This is a genomic window from Mycobacterium sp. 852002-51961_SCH5331710 (genome assembly GCF_001665535.1).
Lineage (GTDB): Bacteria > Actinomycetota > Actinomycetes > Mycobacteriales > Mycobacteriaceae > Mycobacterium.
In genome coordinates, this window is record NZ_LZSQ01000123.1 from 155,482 (window position 1) to 172,486 (window position 17,005).

A 17,005-nucleotide genomic window follows, 5' to 3' on the forward strand; every position below is an offset into this window, starting at 1 on the left:
GCGACACCGTTACGTGCGCAGTGACCCAATTGCTCCTCGCGTGCGCAGTGACATCCTGATCGTCGGTGCCGGTAGCGCCGGATCCGTTCTGGCCGAGCGGCTCTCCGCCGACCCCGCGTGCACCGTCACGGTGGTCGAAGCCGGACCCGGACCGTCCGACCCCCACGTCTCGTCGCAGATCAGCGATGGACTGCGGCTCCCGATCGGCACGGCCAGCTCGGTGGTGCGGCGGTACCCGACGACCTTGACCGTCGACCCGGTCCGCCACGCGATGCTCATGCGCGGCGAGGTGGTGGGCGGCTCCGGGGCCGTCAACGGCGGCTACTTCTGCCGCGCGCTACCGTCCGACTTCGACGACTGGCGACTGCCCGGCTGGACGTGGTCGGACCTGCTCCCGCACTTCCGCGCCATCGAGACCGATCTCGACTTCGACACCGCTGTACATGGGTCGGACGGGCCGATAATGGTGCGGCGCGTATCCGAATTCGACGGCTGCACAGCCTCATTCGTGAATGCTGCGACGGCGGCGGGACATCCGTGGATAACCGATCTGAACGGCTCCACCGCCGAGCACCCGGTGGGCGGCGGAGTCGGGGCGGTGCCGCTGAACATCCACCAGGGCACCCGGATGGGTCCCGGCGGGGCCTACCTTCACCCCGCGCTGTCTCGCCCTAACCTCACACTGCTCACCGACACCCGCGTGCGACGCATCCGCATCGTCGACGGCGAGGCGGTCGGCGTGGAGTGCACGAGTCGTGGCGGCGCAGCCTATCTCGAGGCCGACCGCATCGTGTTGTGTGCCGGCGCGATCGGGTCGGCCCACCTGCTGATGCTGTCCGGTGTGGGCCCACCCGAGGTACTGGCAGCCGCGGGCATCCCGACGACGGCGGATCTCCCGGTGGGGGTGGTGATGTCGGACCATCCCGAGTTGGTGCTGCCGGTGAACTGGACCGAGACCCACGGCCTGCCGCCACTCGAAGCCGTGCTCATCACCGACGACGGTCTCGAGATCCGGCCTTATACCGCCGGTTTCGGGGCGATGGTGAGCGGTCGGCGCGACGATCCGGCAGATCATCCCCACATCGGGGTGACGTTGATGCGGCCGACGTCGCGGGGCGTGGTGCGCATCGTCAGCGCCGATCCCGATATGCCTCCGATCATCGAGCACCGTTACGACAGCGAGCCCGACGATGTCGACAAGCTCCGCGCCGGAGTCGCGTTGTCGCGCGAACTCATCAGCGCGACAGCCGAAGTCGGACCGACCTCATGGTCGACGTCGCAGCACCTCTCGGGGACCGCGCCGATGGGCGTCGAAGGGGACGAGGTCGCGGTGGTCGATCCGCGATGCCGGGTGTACGGCATCGCGGGGTTGTGGGTCGTCGACGGGTCGGTGTTACCGGTGATCCCGAGTCGCGGCCCGCACGCCACCATCGTCATGCTCGGACACCGAGCCGCCGAGTTCATCGTCTGACCGCGAGGTCAGTCGCTCCAGGAAGCGCAACTGCCTCCCGTCGCGGCCGGGCGCCCACACTGCGATGAACGCCGCCGCTACCGCGCACAGTGTGCCGAGCGCGATCAGCGAGACGTGCATGGATTCCACGAACGCCAGCCGGGCGGCCTGTGACAGCGTGGCGCCCTGCGGGCCCAGCCGGGCAGATACTTCGAGCGCCTCGGCCAACGAGTTCGACGCGGCTGTGCGGAGCGCTTCCGGTAGTCCTTCCAGATGGGGTCGCAGCCTATCGCCGTACTGAGAGGCGAGCACCGAGCCCGCCACCGCGATGCCCAGGGCTGCGCCGATCTCTCGGGTGGTGTCGTTGACCGCCGACGCGACGCCCTGCTTCTCGTCTGGCACCGCACTCATGATCGCCGAAGTCGCTGGTGCCGTGCAGAATCCGATGCCCGTCGACATGATGAGCAGCGGCAGCGCGAGGTCCAGGTATGGCGAGTCGACCTCGAGTGTCTGCATGTAGAACAACCCGACCGCGATCAGTGTCAGGCCGGTGGACAGGACAATTCTCAGACCCAACCGCGGCAGATACCACGGCGTCGCCAGGCTGAGGACCAACAGGGGGGCGACCAGGGGCGCCAACGCGAATGCCGTCTGCAGTGGGCTGTAGCCGAGTAACAACTGCATGTACTGCATTGCCACGAAGAAGAATCCGAAGTTCGCGAGGAAGAAGAACGTCACCACGACGGCGCCGGTGGTGAATTCGGCCTTGGCGAACAACCGAATGTCGAGCAACGGGTGCGCGCTGCGCAATTCCCACAGTGCGAACGCGGCCGCCAAGATAACCCCCGCTGCCATGCATCCGTATACCAGTGGATGCGTCCAGCCGTGGGTGGGCGCCTCGAGCACGCCGTAGACGAAGACCGCGACGGCCCCACCGACCAGCAAGGCTCCCGACCAGTCCAGCGGTGTGGCTTGCTGATCGCGCGACGAGGCCACGGTGCAGGCGAGGCCGAACAGCCCCGCACCGGAGATCGCGAATGCCCAGAAGATGGACTGCCACGACCAGAAGTGAAGCAGTACACCGGATCCCAGGAATCCGACCACCGCGCTCGAGCCGGCGACGCCTGCCCAGATGCCAACGGCCTTGTTGCGCTCGGACTTCGGGTAAGCGGCCGTCAGCAGCGACAGCGTCGCCGGCATCACCAATGCCGCACCGACCCCGGCCACGGCGCGGGCGACGATCAGGGCGACCGGACCCTCGATGACGAGCGGTGCGGCCGAGGCGAGGGTGAAGATGGCCAGGCCGGCGAGCAGCGCGCCGCGGCGACCGTACCGGTCGCCGATCGCACCGGCGGGCAGCAACAGGCACGCCAGCACCAAGGTGTAACCGTCGACGACCCAGGTCAACTGCGCCTGGGTGGCCGTGGTTTCGACCGCGATGTCGGGCAGCGCGGCATTGAGCGCCACCATCGAGCTGATCGCCAGCGCGACACCCATGCAGGCCACCGTGAGTAACCAGACGCGCGCTCGGGTCGACAGGTCCGCGACGCTGGCGCCGATATCCTGATCAGACCGGCTGAGGGTGTCGACCATGTGTCGCTCTCTTCCGCCGAGGATTTTTGAGACTAACAGTCTTGTTGTGAGACCGATAGTCTTGTTCCCGGCGAGGAGGTGGGTTAAACGATGAGCGGGGCGAGTACCGACCCGAGGCCCGCGCGGTCCCGGGCTCGCTTGCTCGAAGCGGCGACGACGCTGCTGCGAGCCGGCGGCCCGAGTGCGGTCACGATCGATGCGGTCACCCGCACCGCCAACGTCGCGCGTGCCACCTTGTATCGCCACTTCTCCAGCGCCAACGATTTGATGGCGGCGGCGTTCATGAGCCTGCTCAACCCTGCGCCGATGCCGCCCTCCGACGGCAGCCTGCGCGATCAGTTGATCGCGGTCGTCGTCGGGTGGGCGGAGTCCATCGCCGAGGTGCCGACGATGCTCACGGCCATGACGTGGATGGCCTCCGGTCCCGACGTGGGGACGTATTCCGAAGTGCAGGAGCCGCATTCGGATGCGGTGGGCACTTTGAGGTCACGCATCATCGCGCTGTACTCGGCACCCTTCGACGCGATTCTCGATGGTCCGCAGGCGGCCGACGAGCTGGACGAGGTGGACCGGTTGCAGACGCTGTCGCTGCTCATCGGCCCGTTGATTCTCGGCAGGTTGTCGACCGTCGCCGATTTCGATTACCGCGCATGCGCCGAGGCCGCGGTGGATGGCTTTCTGGCCACTCACGCGAAGAGGCCGAGCGGGATCACCTCAACGAGTACCGAATCGGGAGATGCTTGAGCCCGCCGACGAACACCGTCGCGGCGAGTTCGGGTTCGCCGGCCAGTTCGATCGAATCCAACCGCGGTAGCAATTCGGTGAACAGGCTGTTCATTTCCATGCGCGCCAGCGCGGCGCCGAGACAGAAGTGCACCCCGTATCCGAAGGACAGGTGCTTGTTCGGATCACGCCCCACGTCGAACTTGAACGGTTCGTCGAACACGTCTTCGTCGCGGTTGGCGGATGCGTAAGCGAGATAAACGGATTCACCCTTGGCGATCGGCACGCCGCGGACCTCGGTGTCTTCGGCGGCCGTGCGCATGAACTCCTTGACCGGGGTGCTCCAGCGGATCATTTCCTCGACCGCGGTGCCCATCAGTTCCGGCTGCGCCTTCAGTCGGGCGAGTTGGTCGGGATTGTCGATCAGCGCGCGAAGGCCGCCGGAGATCGCGTCCTTGGTGGTGTCGTGGCCTGCGGTCGCGACGATGACGTAGTACGACGCGGTGTCGACATCGGAGAGCGGCTCACCGTTGATGGTGCCGTTGGCGATGGCCGACGCCAGGTCGTCGGTGGGGTTGGCCCGTCGTGAGGCGGTCAGTTCGTGGAAGTAGGCGAAGAACTCGATAACCGTCTGCAGCTTCTCTTCGGCGGTGGTGCCGCGCTGGTACTCCTCGTCGTCGCCGCCGAAGATTTCCTGGGTCAGCTTGAGCATGCGCGGGAAGTCCTCCTCGGGCAGGCCGAGCAGCGACAGGATCACATAGAGCGGGTAGTGCACCGCGATGTCCTCGACGAAGTCGCATTCGGGTCCGATGTCGCGCATCTTGTCGACATAGCGCTTGGCCAGTTCGTCGACGCGCACCTTCAGATCGCGCATCGCCTTGGGGCGGAACCAATCTGCGCCGATCTTGCGAACGTCACGGTGATGCGGATCGTCCATGTGGATCAACGTGCGCAGCCCCATGCCGGCCTCGAGTTGAGCCCGCGCGAGGTCGTCGGCCTCGGCGGTCCCCAGCAGGGGCCGTGGCTCGCTCAGCCACAGGTCGTTGGCCCGCTCGATCTCCATGATGTCGGCGTGTTTGGTAATCGCATAGAACGGCCGGTACGGCGGATGGTCGACATACGGAACCGGGTTGTGGGCCCGGAGATGAGCCAGCGCAGCTTGCAGCCGGTCATCGTCGGCATACGCCTTGGGGTCGGCGAACACCTTCGCGGCTTCCTGTGATTCCTGGTCCATCGTCGGCGTGCTCATGAAGCTCCTCGGGAACGACTTGACGGGTGTCAAGTGCAGTCTATGTGACCGCCACCACGTCGCGCCGCCAGGGTGAGCTCCATCACCGGGCCGAAGTTCAGCGCAGCGCGTACTTGATCGGCAGGTGCTTGAGCCCGCCGACGAAGATCGTCGCGATGAACTCCGGGTCGCCGGCCAGCTCGATCGAATCGAGCCGCGGCACCAGTTCGGTGAAAAAGCTGTTGATCTCCATGCGCGCGAGTGCGGCGCCCAGGCAGAAGTGCACGCCGTATCCGAACGAGAGGTGCTTGTTCGGGTCGCGACCCACGTCGAAGCGGAATGGTTCGTAGAAGATGTCCTCGTCGCGGTTGGCCGAGACGTAGGACAGCAGCACCGACTCGCCCTGTTTGATCGGCACGCCGCGCACCTCGGTGTCGGCCGTGGCCGTGCGCATGAACTCCTTGACGGGGGTGGTCCAGCGGATCATCTCTTCGACCGCCGTGCCCATCAACTCCGGGTGAGCCTTCAGGCGGGCGAGCTGGTCCTGGTTCTCGATCAACGCCAGCAGGCCACCCGAGATCGCCGCGCTCGTGGGTCGTGCCCTGCGCTCGCGACGATGACGTAGTAGGACAGGCAGTCGACGTCGTTGAGGTATTCGCCGTCGATCTTGGCGTTGGCGATCGCCGAGGCCAGGTCGTCGGTGGGGTTGGCCCGACGTTCGGCGGTCAACGCGGTGAAGTAGCGGAAGAAGTCCGTGATGACCTCGTGCAATTCCTGCGCGCTCTTGCCGCGGGTGAACTCGTCGTCGTCGCCGCCGAACATCTCCTGGGTGAGCTTGAGCATGCGGCCGAAGTCCGATTCGGGCAGGCCGAGCAGCGAAAGGATCACGTACAGCGGGAAATTCACCGCGACCTCTTGGACGAAGTCGCATTCGGGACCCTTTTCGACCATCTTGTCGACGTAGATCTTGGCGAGCTCGTCGACCCGGGTCTTCAGCGCGCGCATCGCCTTGGGGCGGAACCAGTCCGCGCCGATCTTGCGGATGTCGCGGTGCAACGGGTCGTCCATGTGGATGAGCGTGCGCAGCCCGCCGCCTGCGGCGAGGTTGGCCTGTGAGAGGTCGTCGGTCGCGGCCGTGACGAGCATCGGGCGCGGGGCGTTGATCCACAGCTCGTTATCGCGCTCGATCGCCATGATGTCGGCGTGCTTGGTGACGGCCCAGAACGGCCGGTAGTCGGGCACGTCGACCAGGGACACCGGGGCGTTCTTGCGCAGGTGGGTCAATGCGGCGTGCAGGCTCGCCTCGTCGGCGTAGGCCTTCGGGTCCGCCAGCACCTTGGCGGCGTCGTCGATGATCGGCGTGCTCATAGTTCCCTCGCTCAGGGTCATTCTTGACAGCTGTCAAGTACGCACTCTAAGCGATGGCACGGCTTGGGGCCCGCATCGGCTCAGTACGCTCGCGACGTGGCGAGTGGACTGGGTGGGCGGCCGGCCCGGCGCGCCCCCCGGCGCGCGATGGCGTTGCTCGTTCTGCTCGCCCTCGCGCTGTCCGGGTGCGGCCGGGGCGAGACCGCCGCCGTGGATGTGCCCGTCGACCCCGGGGTGGTGCGAACCGCCGCGGGCGCCGTGCGGGGGACTATCGCCGACGATCACCGCTACTTCGCCGGAATCCCTTATGCGGCACCGCCGGTCGGGGTGCTGCGTTGGCAGCCGCCCGCTCCGGTGGCGCCGTGGGCGGGATTTCGCGACGCGACGCGCCCCGGCGCGCGGTGCATCCAGGACACCAGCTCCGACGTCGACCGGCGGCCACCCAGCGAGGACTGTCTGACCCTCAACGTCTGGACCCCGCCGCCCTCAGATGAGAAGCGTCCGGTGTTGGTGTGGATCCACGGCGGCAGCTTCCTCAACGGCAGCGGCGACATCTACCCGGCACGACGCATGGCCGGGCGCGGCATCGTGGTCGTCACGATCAACTACCGACTCGGCGCCCTGGGCTTCCTCGCCCACCCGGCGTTCGGCTCCGGCGGCGATGTCGGGAACTACGGCCTCGCCGACCAGCAGGCCGCGCTGCGCTGGGTCCGCGACAACATCGCCGGATTCGGCGGCGATCCCGATAAGGTCACCATCGCGGGCGAGTCGGCGGGCGGGATGGCGGTGTGCGACCACCTCGTCGCTCCTGGATCGCGCGGCCTGTTCAACGCGGCGATCATCCAGAGCGCGCCATGTCAGGCGCACTATGACCTGCCGGCCGCCCAGCAGGCCAGCGTCGCCTACGCGGCAGACGTTGGATGCGCCGATCCCCGCGTCGCCGCGGACTGCCTTCGGTCGCTACCCGCGGACCGTTTGCAAAAGCCGCTCACCTACGCCCGATTCGGCACCGAACGGCTGAGCGGTCCGGTCGCGGGCACCGAGGCGCTGCCCGAGAACTCGTTCGCCGCGATCACCGACGGTAAGGCCGCTCGCGTGCCGGTCATGATCGGCACCACCGCGGACGAATTCGCCTTGTTCGCCGCGCTGCAGGCGCTGCGTGGCCGCCCGTTCGACGCTGGTCACTACCCCGAACTGCTGGCCGAGGCGTTCGGGCCGCATTCCCCCGCCGTGGCGGAGCGGTATCCGCCCGACCGGTACGGCGGCAACGTCGCGCTGGCGTACTCGGCGGCGGTGACTTCCGCCGACTTCGCGTGTGTGGCCGACCGGATGGCCGGCGCCATGGCGGACCGGCCGGTCTATGCATACGAGTTCGGCGACCATGACGCGCCTGCGCCCGAACCGCTGCACGCAGCACCGTTCCCGATCGGGGCGGCGCACTCGCTGGAGTTGCGGTATCTGTTCGACGTCGGCGGTGCGACGGCGCTGAGCCCCGCGCAAGAGCGTCTGTCCGACGAGATGATCGACTACTGGGCTCGGTTCGTCGCAACCGGGTCGCCAGGACCCGACTGGCCGAAGCTGACGAATTCCCCTGCGGGAGAGCGGATGTGGTTGGAACCAGACGGCAACCGGGTCATTACGAACTTCGCTGAAAAACACCAGTGCGCTTTCTGGGCGGGTCTGCGAGGCTGATCGCGTGCCGACCCCTGACCCCGAACGTTTCGCCGACGACTGGGTGCGCGCGTGGGACGCGCACGACGTCGACGCCGTGCTCGCGCATTTCACCGACGACGTGCTGTTCACCTCGCCGGTCGCCGCGCGGGTGTTACCGCAGACCGGAGGAGTGGTGCGCGGTAAGGATGCGTTGCGTCAGTACTGGGTCGCGGCGTTGGCTACCCAGCCGGATCTGCACTTCGAGGTCGTCGGCGTCTCCGCGGTGAGTCGACGTTGGTGATCATCTACCGCAATCACCGCGGCGGACTGGTCAACGAGGTGCTCATCTTCGGTGCCGACGGACTCGTCCGCGAGGGCCACGGCACCTACCGCGGCTGACGCGGGGTGATCGAGGCGGAGCAGGGCGCCCGCGCGATCGCCGCCGCGATATGTAGAGGTCGCGGCGGCCCGTGCGGTGTACCTTACTGCGCGGTAAGGTCGACTGCGGCCGCCGGCGTCCCCGCAGCCGGGTTTCCCGTGGCCAGGGATTTGGAGCGTGCCGTTTTCTAGGGCATACTGTTCGGGTTGCCTTGAGCCGGGGCGGTGCCTGTTCGGACCGCGTGGCCGGGGCATACGACCGGCGCCCAACCGGGCGCATCCGGTGCCAATCTCGATCGCGACGATTATCGGAGCGGACGAGTGCGTGTGCGGGCGACACACCCGACCGCGGGGACCGGTGGACCACAGACAGAAGAACAGCGGCGGCACAGCAGCATGACTGCGCCGGTGAGAGCGGCCCAACCGGGCCCAGTATGAGTGAGGTAGGAGAAGCGTGGCGGGACAGAAGATCCGCATCAGGCTCAAGGCCTACGACCACGAGGCGATCGACGCCTCGGCGCGCAAGATCGTGGAAACGGTCACCAGAACCGGCGCCAGCGTGGTTGGTCCTGTGCCGCTGCCGACCGAGAAGAACGTGTACTGCGTCATCCGGTCCCCGCACAAGTACAAGGACTCGCGGGAGCACTTCGAGATGCGCACTCACAAGCGGCTGATCGACATCCTCGACCCGACGCCGAAGACCGTTGACGCTCTCATGCGCATCGATCTGCCGGCCAGCGTCGACGTCAACATCCAGTAGGAGAGACCAGAACATGGCTAGCGGTAGTAAATCCGCCGCCCCGCGGCGAGGCATTCTGGGCACCAAGCTGGGCATGACGCAGGTGTTCGACGAGAACAACCGGGTCGTGCCGGTGACGGTCGTCAAGGCCGGGCCCAACGTGGTGACGCGCATCCGCACGCCGGAGCGCGACGGGTACAGCGCTGTGCAGCTGGCTTACGGCGAGATCAGCCCCCGGAAGGTGAACAAGCCTGTGACGGGCCAGTATTCGGCCGCCGGGGTGAACCCGCGCCGGCACCTGGCCGAGTTGCGGCTCGATGACGAGTCCGCCGTCGCCGAATACGAGGTCGGTCAGGAGCTGACCGCCGAGATCTTCGCCGACGGCGCCTATGTCGACGTGACCGGCACCAGCAAGGGCAAGGGTTTCGCCGGCACGATGAAGCGGCACGGCTTCCGCGGTCAGGGCGCCAGCCACGGCGCGCAGGCTGTGCACCGCCGCCCCGGGTCCATCGGTGGCTGCGCCACACCGGGCCGGGTGTTCAAGGGCACGCGTATGTCGGGCCGTATGGGCAACGACCGCGTGACGACGCAGAACCTGTTGGTGCACAAGGTCGATGCCGAGAACGGCGTGCTGTTGATCAAGGGCGCCATCCCCGGCCGTAACGGCGGGCTCGTGATGGTCCGCAGCGCAATCAAGCGAGGCGAGAAGTAATGACTCTCAAAGTTGATGTCCACACCCCGGCGGGTAAGAAGGACGGCTCCGTCGAGCTGCCCGCCGAGCTGTTCGACGTCGAGGCGAACATCGCGCTGATGCACCAGGTGGTGACGGCGCAGTTGGCCGCGGCACGGCAGGGCACGCACTCCACCAAGACCCGCGGTGAGGTCTCCGGCGGCGGCAAGAAGCCGTACCGGCAGAAGGGCACCGGCCGCGCGCGCCAGGGCTCGACCCGCGCCCCGCAGTTCTCCGGCGGTGGCACGGTGCACGGCCCCAAGCCGCGTGACTATAGCGAGCGGACCCCGAAGAAGATGATCCGCGCCGCTTTGCGCGGTGCGCTGTCGGACCGCGCGCGCAACGACCGGATCCACGCGATCACCGAGATCGTCGAGGGTCAGACCCCGTCGACCAAGAGCGCCAAGGCGTTCCTGGCCACGCTGACCGATCGTCGCAAGGTACTTCTGGTCATCGGCCGCACCGACGAGGTGGGCGCCAAGAGCGTGCGCAATCTCCCCGGCGTGCACGTGCTTTCGCCCGATCAGCTCAACACCTACGACGTGCTGAACGCTGACGACGTGATCTTCAGTGTCGAGGCGCTCAACGCCTACATCAGCGCCAACCAGACTGCGAAAGAGGAGGTGTCGGCCTGATGGCGACCGTCACTGATCCCCGCGACATCATCTTGTCGCCGGTCATCTCCGAGAAGTCGTACGGGTTGATCGAGGACAACGTCTACACGTTCGTCGTGCATCCCGACTCGAACAAGACGCAGATCAAGATCGCGATCGAGAAGATCTTCGGCGTCAAGGTCGACTCGGTGAACACCGCCAACCGGCAGGGCAAGCGCAAGCGCACCCGGACCGGATACGGGAAGCGCAAGAGCACCAAGCGCGCCATCGTGACGCTGGCCGCAGGCAGCAAGCCCATCGACCTGTTCGGAGCGCCGGCCTAGCCGGCAGAGAGAACTTAGAGAATCATGGCAATTCGCAAGTACAAGCCGACGACCCCCGGTCGCCGCGGTGCCAGCGTCTCCGATTTCGCTGAGATCACCCGCGACCATCCGGAGAAGTCGCTGGTTCGTCCGCTGCACGGTCGGGGCGGCCGAAACGCACACGGGCGCATCACCACTCGGCACAAGGGTGGCGGGCACAAGCGCGCTTACCGGGTGATCGACTTCCGTCGCAACGACAAGGACGGCGTCAACGCCAAGGTCGCGCACATCGAGTACGACCCGAACCGCACCGCGAACATCGCACTGCTGCACTACCTCGACGGCGAAAAGCGCTACATCATCGCCCCCGAGGGTCTCAAGCAGGGCACCATCGTCGAGTCGGGTCCGAACGCCGACATCAAGCCGGGCAACAATCTTCCGCTGCGCAACATCCCCGCGGGCACGCTCGTGCACGCGGTCGAGTTGCGACCGGGCGGCGGAGCCAAGCTCGCGCGTTCGGCCGGGTCCAGCATTCAGCTGCTGGGCAAGGAAGGCACGTACGCATCGCTGCGTATGCCGTCCGGTGAGATCCGCCGCGTCGACGTGCGCTGCCGCGCCACCGTCGGTGAGGTCGGCAACGCCGAGCAGGCGAATATCAACTGGGGCAAGGCCGGCCGCATGCGGTGGAAGGGCAAGCGTCCCACCGTCCGTGGCGTCGTGATGAACCCGGTCGACCACCCGCACGGTGGTGGTGAGGGTAAGACCTCCGGTGGTCGCCACCCGGTGAGCCCGTGGGGTAAGCCCGAAGGCCGCACCCGCAAGCCCAACAAAGCGAGCAACAAGCTCATCGTCCGTCGCCGGCGCACCGGCAAGAAGCGCTGAGAGTAGGCAGGTACAAGGAATATGCCACGCAGCCTGAAGAAGGGTCCGTTCGTCGACGACCATCTGTTGAAGAAGGTCGACGCACAGAACGAGAAGAACACCAAGCAGGTCATCAAGACCTGGTCGCGTCGGTCGACCATCATCCCCGACTTCATCGGGCACACCTTTGCGGTGCATGACGGCCGCAAGCATGTCCCGGTGTTCGTCACCGAGGCGATGGTGGGTCACAAGCTGGGCGAGTTCGCCCCGACCCGCACATTCAAGGGTCACATCAAGGACGACCGGAAGGCTAAGCGCCGGTGAGTATCACGACTGAATATCCGTCTGCCGTCGCCAAGGCGCGCTTCGTGCGCGTGTCGGCGACGAAGGCGCGCCGGGTCATCGACCTGGTGCGCGGCAAGTCGGTGTCCGAAGCGCTGGACATCCTGCGGTGGGCGCCGCAGGCGGCCAGCGAGCCGGTCGCCAAGGTCATCGCGAGCGCGGCGGCCAATGCGCAGAACAACGAGGGCCTGGATCCGTCCACCCTCGTGGTCGCCACCGTCTACGCCGACGAGGGCCCGACTGCCAAGCGCATCCGGCCGCGCGCCCAGGGCCGTGCTTTCCGGATCCGCAAGCGCACCAGCCACATCACGGTGATCGTCGAGAGCCGTCCGCCCCGCGAGGGTGGCCGTGGTTCGTCGGGCCAGTCGGCCAGCGCGGCGCGCGCACGTCGCGCCCAGGGCAGCAAGGCCAAGAGTGCTGAAGCGGCCACGAAGGCGCCCGCCAACAAGGCCGCCCAGAAGGCGCCAGCCAAGAAGGCGGCGCCCAAGAAGTCGGCAGAGGCGAAGGCCAGCACCAAGGCCGAGAAATCGACTGCTGAAGCGTCCGATGCGAAGGAGGGCTCGGAGTAGTGGGCCAGAAAATCAATCCCCACGGCTTCCGGCTCGGTATCACCACCGACTGGAAGTCCCGGTGGTACGCCGATAAGCAGTACAAGGATTACGTCAAGGAAGACGTGGCGATCCGACGGCTGCTGGCCACCGGTCTCGAGCGCGCCGGCATCGCCGACGTGGAGATCGAGCGCACCCGCGACCGCGTGCGCGTCGACATCCACACCGCGCGTCCAGGCATCGTGATCGGCCGCCGTGGCACCGAAGCCGACCGCATCCGCGCCGATCTGGAGAAGCTGACCGGCAAGCAGGTGCAGCTGAACATCCTCGAGGTCAAGAACCCCGAGTCGCAGGCGCAGTTGGTGGCCCAGGGCGTCGCCGAGCAGTTGTCCAACCGCGTGGCGTTCCGCCGCGCCATGCGCAAGGCGATCCAGTCCGCGATGCGGCAGCCGAACGTCAAGGGCATCCGCGTTCAGTGCTCGGGCCGCCTCGGTGGCGCCGAGATGAGCCGCTCGGAGTTCTACCGCGAAGGTCGGGTGCCGCTGCACACGCTGCGCGCCGACATCGACTACGGCCTGTACGAGGCCAAGACCACCTTCGGCCGTATCGGCGTGAAGGTGTGGATCTACAAGGGCGACATCGTCGGTGGCAAGCGTGAGCTGGCCGCTGCGGTGCCCGCGGGTGCGGATCGTCCGCGTCGCGAGCGTCCGTCGGGCACCCGGCCTCGCCGTAGCGGCGCGTCGGGCACCACCGCGACGAGCACCGAAGCCGGCCGGGCGGCCACCGGCGGTTCCGAGAGCGGCACCGCTCCGGCAGGCAGTGTGGCGGACAACGCCGCGGCTGCGCAGGCAGCGGCTGCGGTCGAGACGCCCACGGAAAACACGGAGAGCTGAATCATGTTGATTCCCCGCAAGGTCAAGCACCGTAAGCAACACCACCCGAGGCAGCGCGGCATCGCCAGCGGCGGCACGACGGTGAGCTTCGGTGACTATGGCATCCAGGCGTTGGAACACGCCTACATCACCAACCGGCAGATCGAGTCGGCTCGTATCGCGATCAACCGGCACATCAAGCGTGGCGGCAAGGTGTGGATCAACATCTTCCCGGACCGCCCGCTGACCAAGAAGCCGGCCGAGACCCGCATGGGTTCCGGTAAAGGTTCGCCGGAGTGGTGGGTGGCCAACGTCAAGCCGGGTCGCGTGCTCTTCGAGCTGAGCTACCCCGACGAGGCGACCGCCCGGGCTGCGCTGACCCGTGCGATCCACAAGCTGCCGATCAAGGCACGCATCGTTACCCGAGAGGAGCACTTCTGATGGCAGTGGGAGTGACGCCGGGCGAACTGCGCGAGCTGACCGACGACGAACTGAAGGATCGGCTGCGCGAGTCCAAGGAAGAGCTGTTCAACCTGCGCTTCCAGATGGCGACCGGCCAGTTGTCGAACAACCGCCGGCTTCGCACGGTGCGTCAGGAAATCGCGCGTGTGTACACCGTGCTGCGCGAACGTGAGTTGGGTCTGGCCTCCGGACCCATGGGTGAGGATTCGTAATGGCAGAGAACAAAGGGGCAGGCCCCAAGTACACGCCGCGTAAGGAAGAAGAGCGCGGCCGGCGTAAGACGGCCATCGGCTACGTGGTGTCGGACAAGATGCAGAAGACCATCGTGGTCGAGCTGGAAGATCGTAAGAGCCACCCGCTCTACGGCAAGATCATCCGCACCACCAAGAAGGTCAAGGCGCACGACGAGAACGACATCGCGGGCATCGGCGACCGGGTGTCGCTGATGGAGACGCGTCCGCTGTCGGCGACCAAGCGGTGGCGGCTCGTCGAGATCCTCGAGAAGGCCAAATAGGACGCACCGCAAGGAAAACCCCCGCACACGATGTGTCGGGGGTTTTTCGTTTCGGTGTTCCGACGCGGGTTCAGTCTTCGGCGGGCCGGAGCACCGCGAGGACCGTCAGGATCAAAATCTTGAGATCGAGGAACAGCGTCCAGTTGTCGATGTAGTAGTTGTCCCACTCGGCGCGGTCGGCGATCGACGTCTGCCCCCGGAAACCGTGGACCTGAGCCCAGCCCGTCATCCCCGCTTTCACCCGGTGGCGCTGGCCGTAGCGACGCACGTGCATCTCGAACAGCTCGACGAACTCCGGCCGTTCCGGCCGGGGACCCACAAGGCTCATCTCCCCGCGCAGCACGTTGACCAACTGGGGCAGTTCGTCGAGCGACGCCCTGCGCATGATCCGGCCGATGCGCGTGCGGCGGTCCGAACCCTCGACTCCTCCGGGCGCCGTGCCCTCGTCCAGGTCGAAATCCGTCTCGGACGTATCGGGCTGGCGCATGGTGCGGAACTTCAAACAGTCGAAGACTTTTCCGTCGCGGCCGATCCGCGGTTGGGTGAAGAAGATCGGGCCCGGCGAACTGAGCTTCACGGCCAGGGCGAGGACAGCGAGCAGAGGCGAGATCAGCACGAGCCCGATCAGGGAAACGACGCGATCGACGCAATGTTTGACGGCGAACTGCCACCCCTTCGGATTGACGCGGGTGAGCACCATCAGCGGTACGCCGCCCATGTGTTCGATCCGGGTGCCGGTCCCGACGACGTCCATCAGCCGCGGGACCACCCGAACCCGCATTCCGAGTTCCTGGGCCAGCTGGGCAGTGCGTGCCAGCTGTTCGTCGGGCAGCTGCGACGGAGCGATGATGAGCTCCTCGGCGCGCGTGGCGCGCGCAGCGGCTTCGAGATCGCTCGTGCGGCCGAGGTAGGGCACGTCGAACATCTCGACGTCTTCCGGTCGGAAATCGTCCAGCACACCCACGGGCCGGAGGCCGTAGTCGCGGATGTCACGCATGCGGGAGATGAGTTGGTGGGCGACCGGATCGGAGCCGACAATCAGTGCGGGCCTGCCCACCTGCCACTTCCGCCGCAGCCATCGGTTCACCAACGACCTCGACAGGCGCACTGCCGGTATGAGAAGAGCCGCGCAGAGCCAGATCTTCAGGACGATCTCGCTCGGGCGCACGTACGGTGACAGAACCTGGCCGATCGGGAGCCGCGGCACCATAAGGACCATGAGGGTCAACGTCCCCAGAGCGGCCAACGCTATCGAGGTTGCTACGGGCTCGAACTGGTCGAGGAAGCCTTCGTTCAGCTTCTGCCGGTACATCGACCGGGCGCCCATCACGATGAGCAGCATCGGAATGAAGAGCCACGAGGACAGCGCGATGTTGCGCGCGTTCTCCATATCGCCCGGAATCCACCAATGCGCCAGGACCACCGCGGCCACCGCGGGGATGGCGTCGAGCAGCACCGTGATCACGGAGTACCAGGGATCGACGCGGAGGACCTCGACCCAGCGCGGCGTTCGATTATCGAGCCCCGAGCCGTGAGCCGGGTCCGGCACGACCGTCAGCCGCGGAACCGTTCGCTGGCTACTTGGCGCGTGGTCCGAAACATCGGCCTTAAGCTGCATCTATCACTCTCTAGAACGGAAGTGGCAACTCATACTAGGGTACTTTACCCACCAGTACGTCACTTTGAGGCACCACACCCGCCGGTCGAAGGTGATGCGTCTGAAAACGCAACGACCGCGTGTTAGCTCGGGCTTCCCCGTCATGGGGTCGGGCTTTGCCCGAACATGCGCTCCACGGCAAGTTGTGCCAGATCGCTCAAGATCTGGACGTGGCCAGTGCCCCACTGCCGGGGCTTGCTGTCGGATACACACAACGTGCCGATGGCACGACCCTCATGATCGATCAAGGGAATGCCGAGGTATGCCGCCATCGCACCGCCCCGGACCACCGGATGGTTCCCGAAAACGGGGTCGATCCTTGCGTCTTCGAGCACGAGGGGAGCGCAGTCGGCAACGGTGTACTGACAGATGGATTGGTCGAACGGCATCTGACGTTCCTCGATCGACAGCTGTCCCATCCCGGTGGTGCTCTTGTAGTACGTGCGGTCGGCGTCGACCAGTGTCACGGCCGCGAAGGGCGTGTCCAGCGCTTCGGCGGCAGCCCGGGTGATGCGGTCGTAGGCCGGGTCCGGCGGTGTATCCATGAGTCCGGTGGAGTGCAGAGAACTCAACCTGTCGGGGTCCGTGACGGCGGCCGATACGTCCGGCATCTCGTCGCTGGCGAGCACCCCGGACTGCGAGAGGTGGGCGAGCAGTTCCTTCGCCGAAACCTTCGTGCGCATCTGGTCGGCGACCATCTGCGACGCGACCGCGCGCGCGACATAGGACTCGACATCAAGGCCGGCGTTGCGCGCGCATTCTTCGAGTGAGCGGTTGAGCCACTCATCGAAGGCCTGCAGCGACTTGGTCACAAGAGCGAACGGTATACGAAAGGGCTGCTCTTCAAGTGATATCGCCTCATCCCGGAAGTGTCCCGCCGCCGTGGTTTCCTGTGGGACAAATCCTTTGACAGGGGCACAACTCGCGTTGATGAGGTCGTCGTCAGATCGTCAGCTAACCGAGACGCCCCG

The 17,005-nt window shown here is 66.5% G+C and carries 18 protein-coding genes and 2 pseudogenes; 15 read left to right on the forward strand and 5 right to left on the reverse strand.

The genetic code is table 11. The features are described 5' to 3' along the window. Positions 1–40: 40 nt before the first annotated feature. Positions 41–1,471: a mycofactocin dehydrogenase MftG gene (gene mftG, locus A5752_RS23695; protein WP_067090985.1), complete on the forward strand. Its 1,431-nt coding sequence runs from the start codon at positions 41–43 to the stop codon at positions 1,469–1,471. Here mftG and A5752_RS23700 read toward each other — a convergent pair. Beyond that, positions 1,394–3,043: an MFS transporter gene (locus A5752_RS23700; protein ID WP_067090987.1), complete on the reverse strand. Its 1,650-nt coding sequence runs from the start codon at positions 3,041–3,043 to the stop codon at positions 1,394–1,396. The genes mftG and A5752_RS23700 overlap by 78 nt on opposite strands. A 90-nt stretch (positions 3,044–3,133) precedes the next feature. On the opposite strand from A5752_RS23700, the gene A5752_RS23705 reads away from it, so the two are divergent. After that, positions 3,134–3,787, forward strand: coding sequence for a TetR/AcrR family transcriptional regulator (locus tag A5752_RS23705; RefSeq protein ID WP_067090991.1), 654 nt, complete (start codon positions 3,134–3,136; stop codon positions 3,785–3,787). Here the strand turns inward: A5752_RS23705 and A5752_RS23710 are convergent. Both A5752_RS23710 and A5752_RS23715 read right to left on the reverse strand, forming a co-directional pair. Further along, positions 3,753–5,015, reverse strand: coding sequence for a cytochrome P450 (locus A5752_RS23710; protein WP_067091003.1), 1,263 nt, complete (start codon positions 5,013–5,015; stop codon positions 3,753–3,755). The genes A5752_RS23705 and A5752_RS23710 overlap by 35 nt on opposite strands. A gap of 97 nt (positions 5,016–5,112) precedes the next feature. Further along, positions 5,113–6,362, reverse strand: a pseudogene (locus A5752_RS23715) (cytochrome P450). 147 nt (positions 6,363–6,509) lie between these two features. Here A5752_RS23715 and A5752_RS23720 point away from each other — a divergent pair. The 13 genes and pseudogenes from A5752_RS23720 (at position 6,510) to rpsQ (ending at position 14,377) form a co-directional block, all read left to right on the forward strand. After that, a complete protein-coding gene (locus tag A5752_RS23720) occupies positions 6,510–8,054 on the forward strand; it encodes a carboxylesterase/lipase family protein (RefSeq protein WP_067091005.1) in 1,545 nt (514 codons plus the stop codon). 4 nt (positions 8,055–8,058) lie between these two features. Continuing rightward, positions 8,059–8,414, forward strand: a pseudogene (locus A5752_RS23725) (YybH family protein). Between the two features lie 433 nt (positions 8,415–8,847). After that, positions 8,848–9,153 carry a 30S ribosomal protein S10 gene (rpsJ, locus tag A5752_RS23730; protein WP_003883485.1) on the forward strand — a complete coding sequence of 102 codons (306 nt, stop codon included), beginning with the start codon at positions 8,848–8,850 and terminating at the stop codon, positions 9,151–9,153. Between the two features lie 13 nt (positions 9,154–9,166). Then, the gene (rplC, locus tag A5752_RS23735) at positions 9,167–9,844 is read left to right on the forward strand and encodes a 50S ribosomal protein L3 (RefSeq protein ID WP_067091007.1); all 678 of its coding nucleotides are present in this window, start codon (positions 9,167–9,169) and stop codon (positions 9,842–9,844) included. Next, positions 9,844–10,497: a 50S ribosomal protein L4 gene (gene rplD, locus A5752_RS23740; RefSeq protein ID WP_067091013.1), complete on the forward strand. Its 654-nt coding sequence runs from the start codon at positions 9,844–9,846 to the stop codon at positions 10,495–10,497. The genes rplC and rplD overlap by 1 nt, the downstream gene beginning before the upstream one ends. Continuing rightward, entirely contained in the window at positions 10,497–10,799 is a 303-nt protein-coding gene (gene rplW, locus A5752_RS23745; protein WP_067091015.1) for a 50S ribosomal protein L23, read from the forward strand. The genes rplD and rplW overlap by 1 nt, the downstream gene beginning before the upstream one ends. Positions 10,800–10,823: 24 nt before the next feature. Continuing rightward, positions 10,824–11,660 carry a 50S ribosomal protein L2 gene (rplB, locus tag A5752_RS23750; protein ID WP_067091022.1) on the forward strand — a complete coding sequence of 279 codons (837 nt, stop codon included), beginning with the start codon at positions 10,824–10,826 and terminating at the stop codon, positions 11,658–11,660. A 21-nt stretch (positions 11,661–11,681) separates the two neighbouring features. Then, positions 11,682–11,963, forward strand: coding sequence for a 30S ribosomal protein S19 (gene rpsS, locus A5752_RS23755; RefSeq protein WP_007167837.1), 282 nt, complete (start codon positions 11,682–11,684; stop codon positions 11,961–11,963). After that, the gene (gene rplV, locus A5752_RS23760; protein WP_067091024.1) at positions 11,960–12,550 is read left to right on the forward strand and encodes a 50S ribosomal protein L22; all 591 of its coding nucleotides are present in this window, start codon (positions 11,960–11,962) and stop codon (positions 12,548–12,550) included. The genes rpsS and rplV overlap by 4 nt, the downstream gene beginning before the upstream one ends. Further along, a complete protein-coding gene (gene rpsC / locus A5752_RS23765; protein WP_067091026.1) occupies positions 12,550–13,422 on the forward strand; it encodes a 30S ribosomal protein S3 in 873 nt (290 codons plus the stop codon). Before rplV ends, rpsC begins: the two co-directional genes overlap by 1 nt. Positions 13,423–13,425: 3 nt before the next feature. Further along, positions 13,426–13,842 (forward strand): 50S ribosomal protein L16, encoded by a 417-nt coding sequence (rplP, locus tag A5752_RS23770; protein WP_059101353.1) that lies wholly within the window; start codon positions 13,426–13,428, stop codon positions 13,840–13,842. Then, positions 13,842–14,075: a 50S ribosomal protein L29 gene (gene rpmC / locus A5752_RS23775; protein WP_067091029.1), complete on the forward strand. Its 234-nt coding sequence runs from the start codon at positions 13,842–13,844 to the stop codon at positions 14,073–14,075. Before rplP ends, rpmC begins: the two co-directional genes overlap by 1 nt. Further along, on the forward strand, positions 14,075–14,377 hold the full coding sequence (gene rpsQ, locus A5752_RS23780; protein ID WP_067091031.1) for a 30S ribosomal protein S17: 303 nt from the start codon (positions 14,075–14,077) through the stop codon (positions 14,375–14,377). The genes rpmC and rpsQ overlap by 1 nt, the downstream gene beginning before the upstream one ends. A 70-nt stretch (positions 14,378–14,447) precedes the next feature. Here rpsQ and A5752_RS23785 read toward each other — a convergent pair whose 3' ends face one another. Together A5752_RS23785 and A5752_RS23790 are read right to left on the reverse strand one after the other, a co-directional pair. After that, entirely contained in the window at positions 14,448–15,995 is a 1,548-nt protein-coding gene (locus tag A5752_RS23785; RefSeq protein ID WP_067091034.1) for a sugar transferase, read from the reverse strand. A gap of 140 nt (positions 15,996–16,135) precedes the next feature. After that, positions 16,136–16,846 carry a GAF domain-containing protein gene (locus tag A5752_RS23790; RefSeq protein ID WP_067091037.1) on the reverse strand — a complete coding sequence of 237 codons (711 nt, stop codon included), beginning with the start codon at positions 16,844–16,846 and terminating at the stop codon, positions 16,136–16,138. Positions 16,847–17,005 lie beyond the last annotated feature (159 nt).

Bases quoted from the DNA above. Each gene is read 5' to 3' on its own strand.
- A5752_RS23700 (WP_067090987.1), bottom strand. From the start codon at position 3,043: ATGGTCGACACCCTCAGCCGGTCTGATCAGGATATCGGCGCCAGCGTC.
- A5752_RS23705 (WP_067090991.1), top strand. From the start codon at position 3,134: ATGAGCGGGGCGAGTACCGACCCGAGGCCCGCGCGGTCCCGGGCTCGC.
- A5752_RS23710 (WP_067091003.1), bottom strand. From the start codon at position 5,015: ATGAGCACGCCGACGATGGACCAGGAATCACAGGAAGCCGCGAAGGTG.
- A5752_RS23720 (WP_067091005.1), top strand. From the start codon at position 6,510: ATGGCGTTGCTCGTTCTGCTCGCCCTCGCGCTGTCCGGGTGCGGCCGG.
- rplC (WP_067091007.1), top strand. From the start codon at position 9,167: ATGGCTAGCGGTAGTAAATCCGCCGCCCCGCGGCGAGGCATTCTGGGC.
- rplD (WP_067091013.1), top strand. From the start codon at position 9,844: ATGACTCTCAAAGTTGATGTCCACACCCCGGCGGGTAAGAAGGACGGC.
- rplW (WP_067091015.1), top strand. From the start codon at position 10,497: ATGGCGACCGTCACTGATCCCCGCGACATCATCTTGTCGCCGGTCATC.
- rplB (WP_067091022.1), top strand. From the start codon at position 10,824: ATGGCAATTCGCAAGTACAAGCCGACGACCCCCGGTCGCCGCGGTGCC.
- rpsS (WP_007167837.1), top strand. From the start codon at position 11,682: ATGCCACGCAGCCTGAAGAAGGGTCCGTTCGTCGACGACCATCTGTTG.
- rplP (WP_059101353.1), top strand. From the start codon at position 13,426: ATGTTGATTCCCCGCAAGGTCAAGCACCGTAAGCAACACCACCCGAGG.
- rpmC (WP_067091029.1), top strand. From the start codon at position 13,842: ATGGCAGTGGGAGTGACGCCGGGCGAACTGCGCGAGCTGACCGACGAC.
- rpsQ (WP_067091031.1), top strand. From the start codon at position 14,075: ATGGCAGAGAACAAAGGGGCAGGCCCCAAGTACACGCCGCGTAAGGAA.
- A5752_RS23785 (WP_067091034.1), bottom strand. From the start codon at position 15,995: ATGCAGCTTAAGGCCGATGTTTCGGACCACGCGCCAAGTAGCCAGCGA.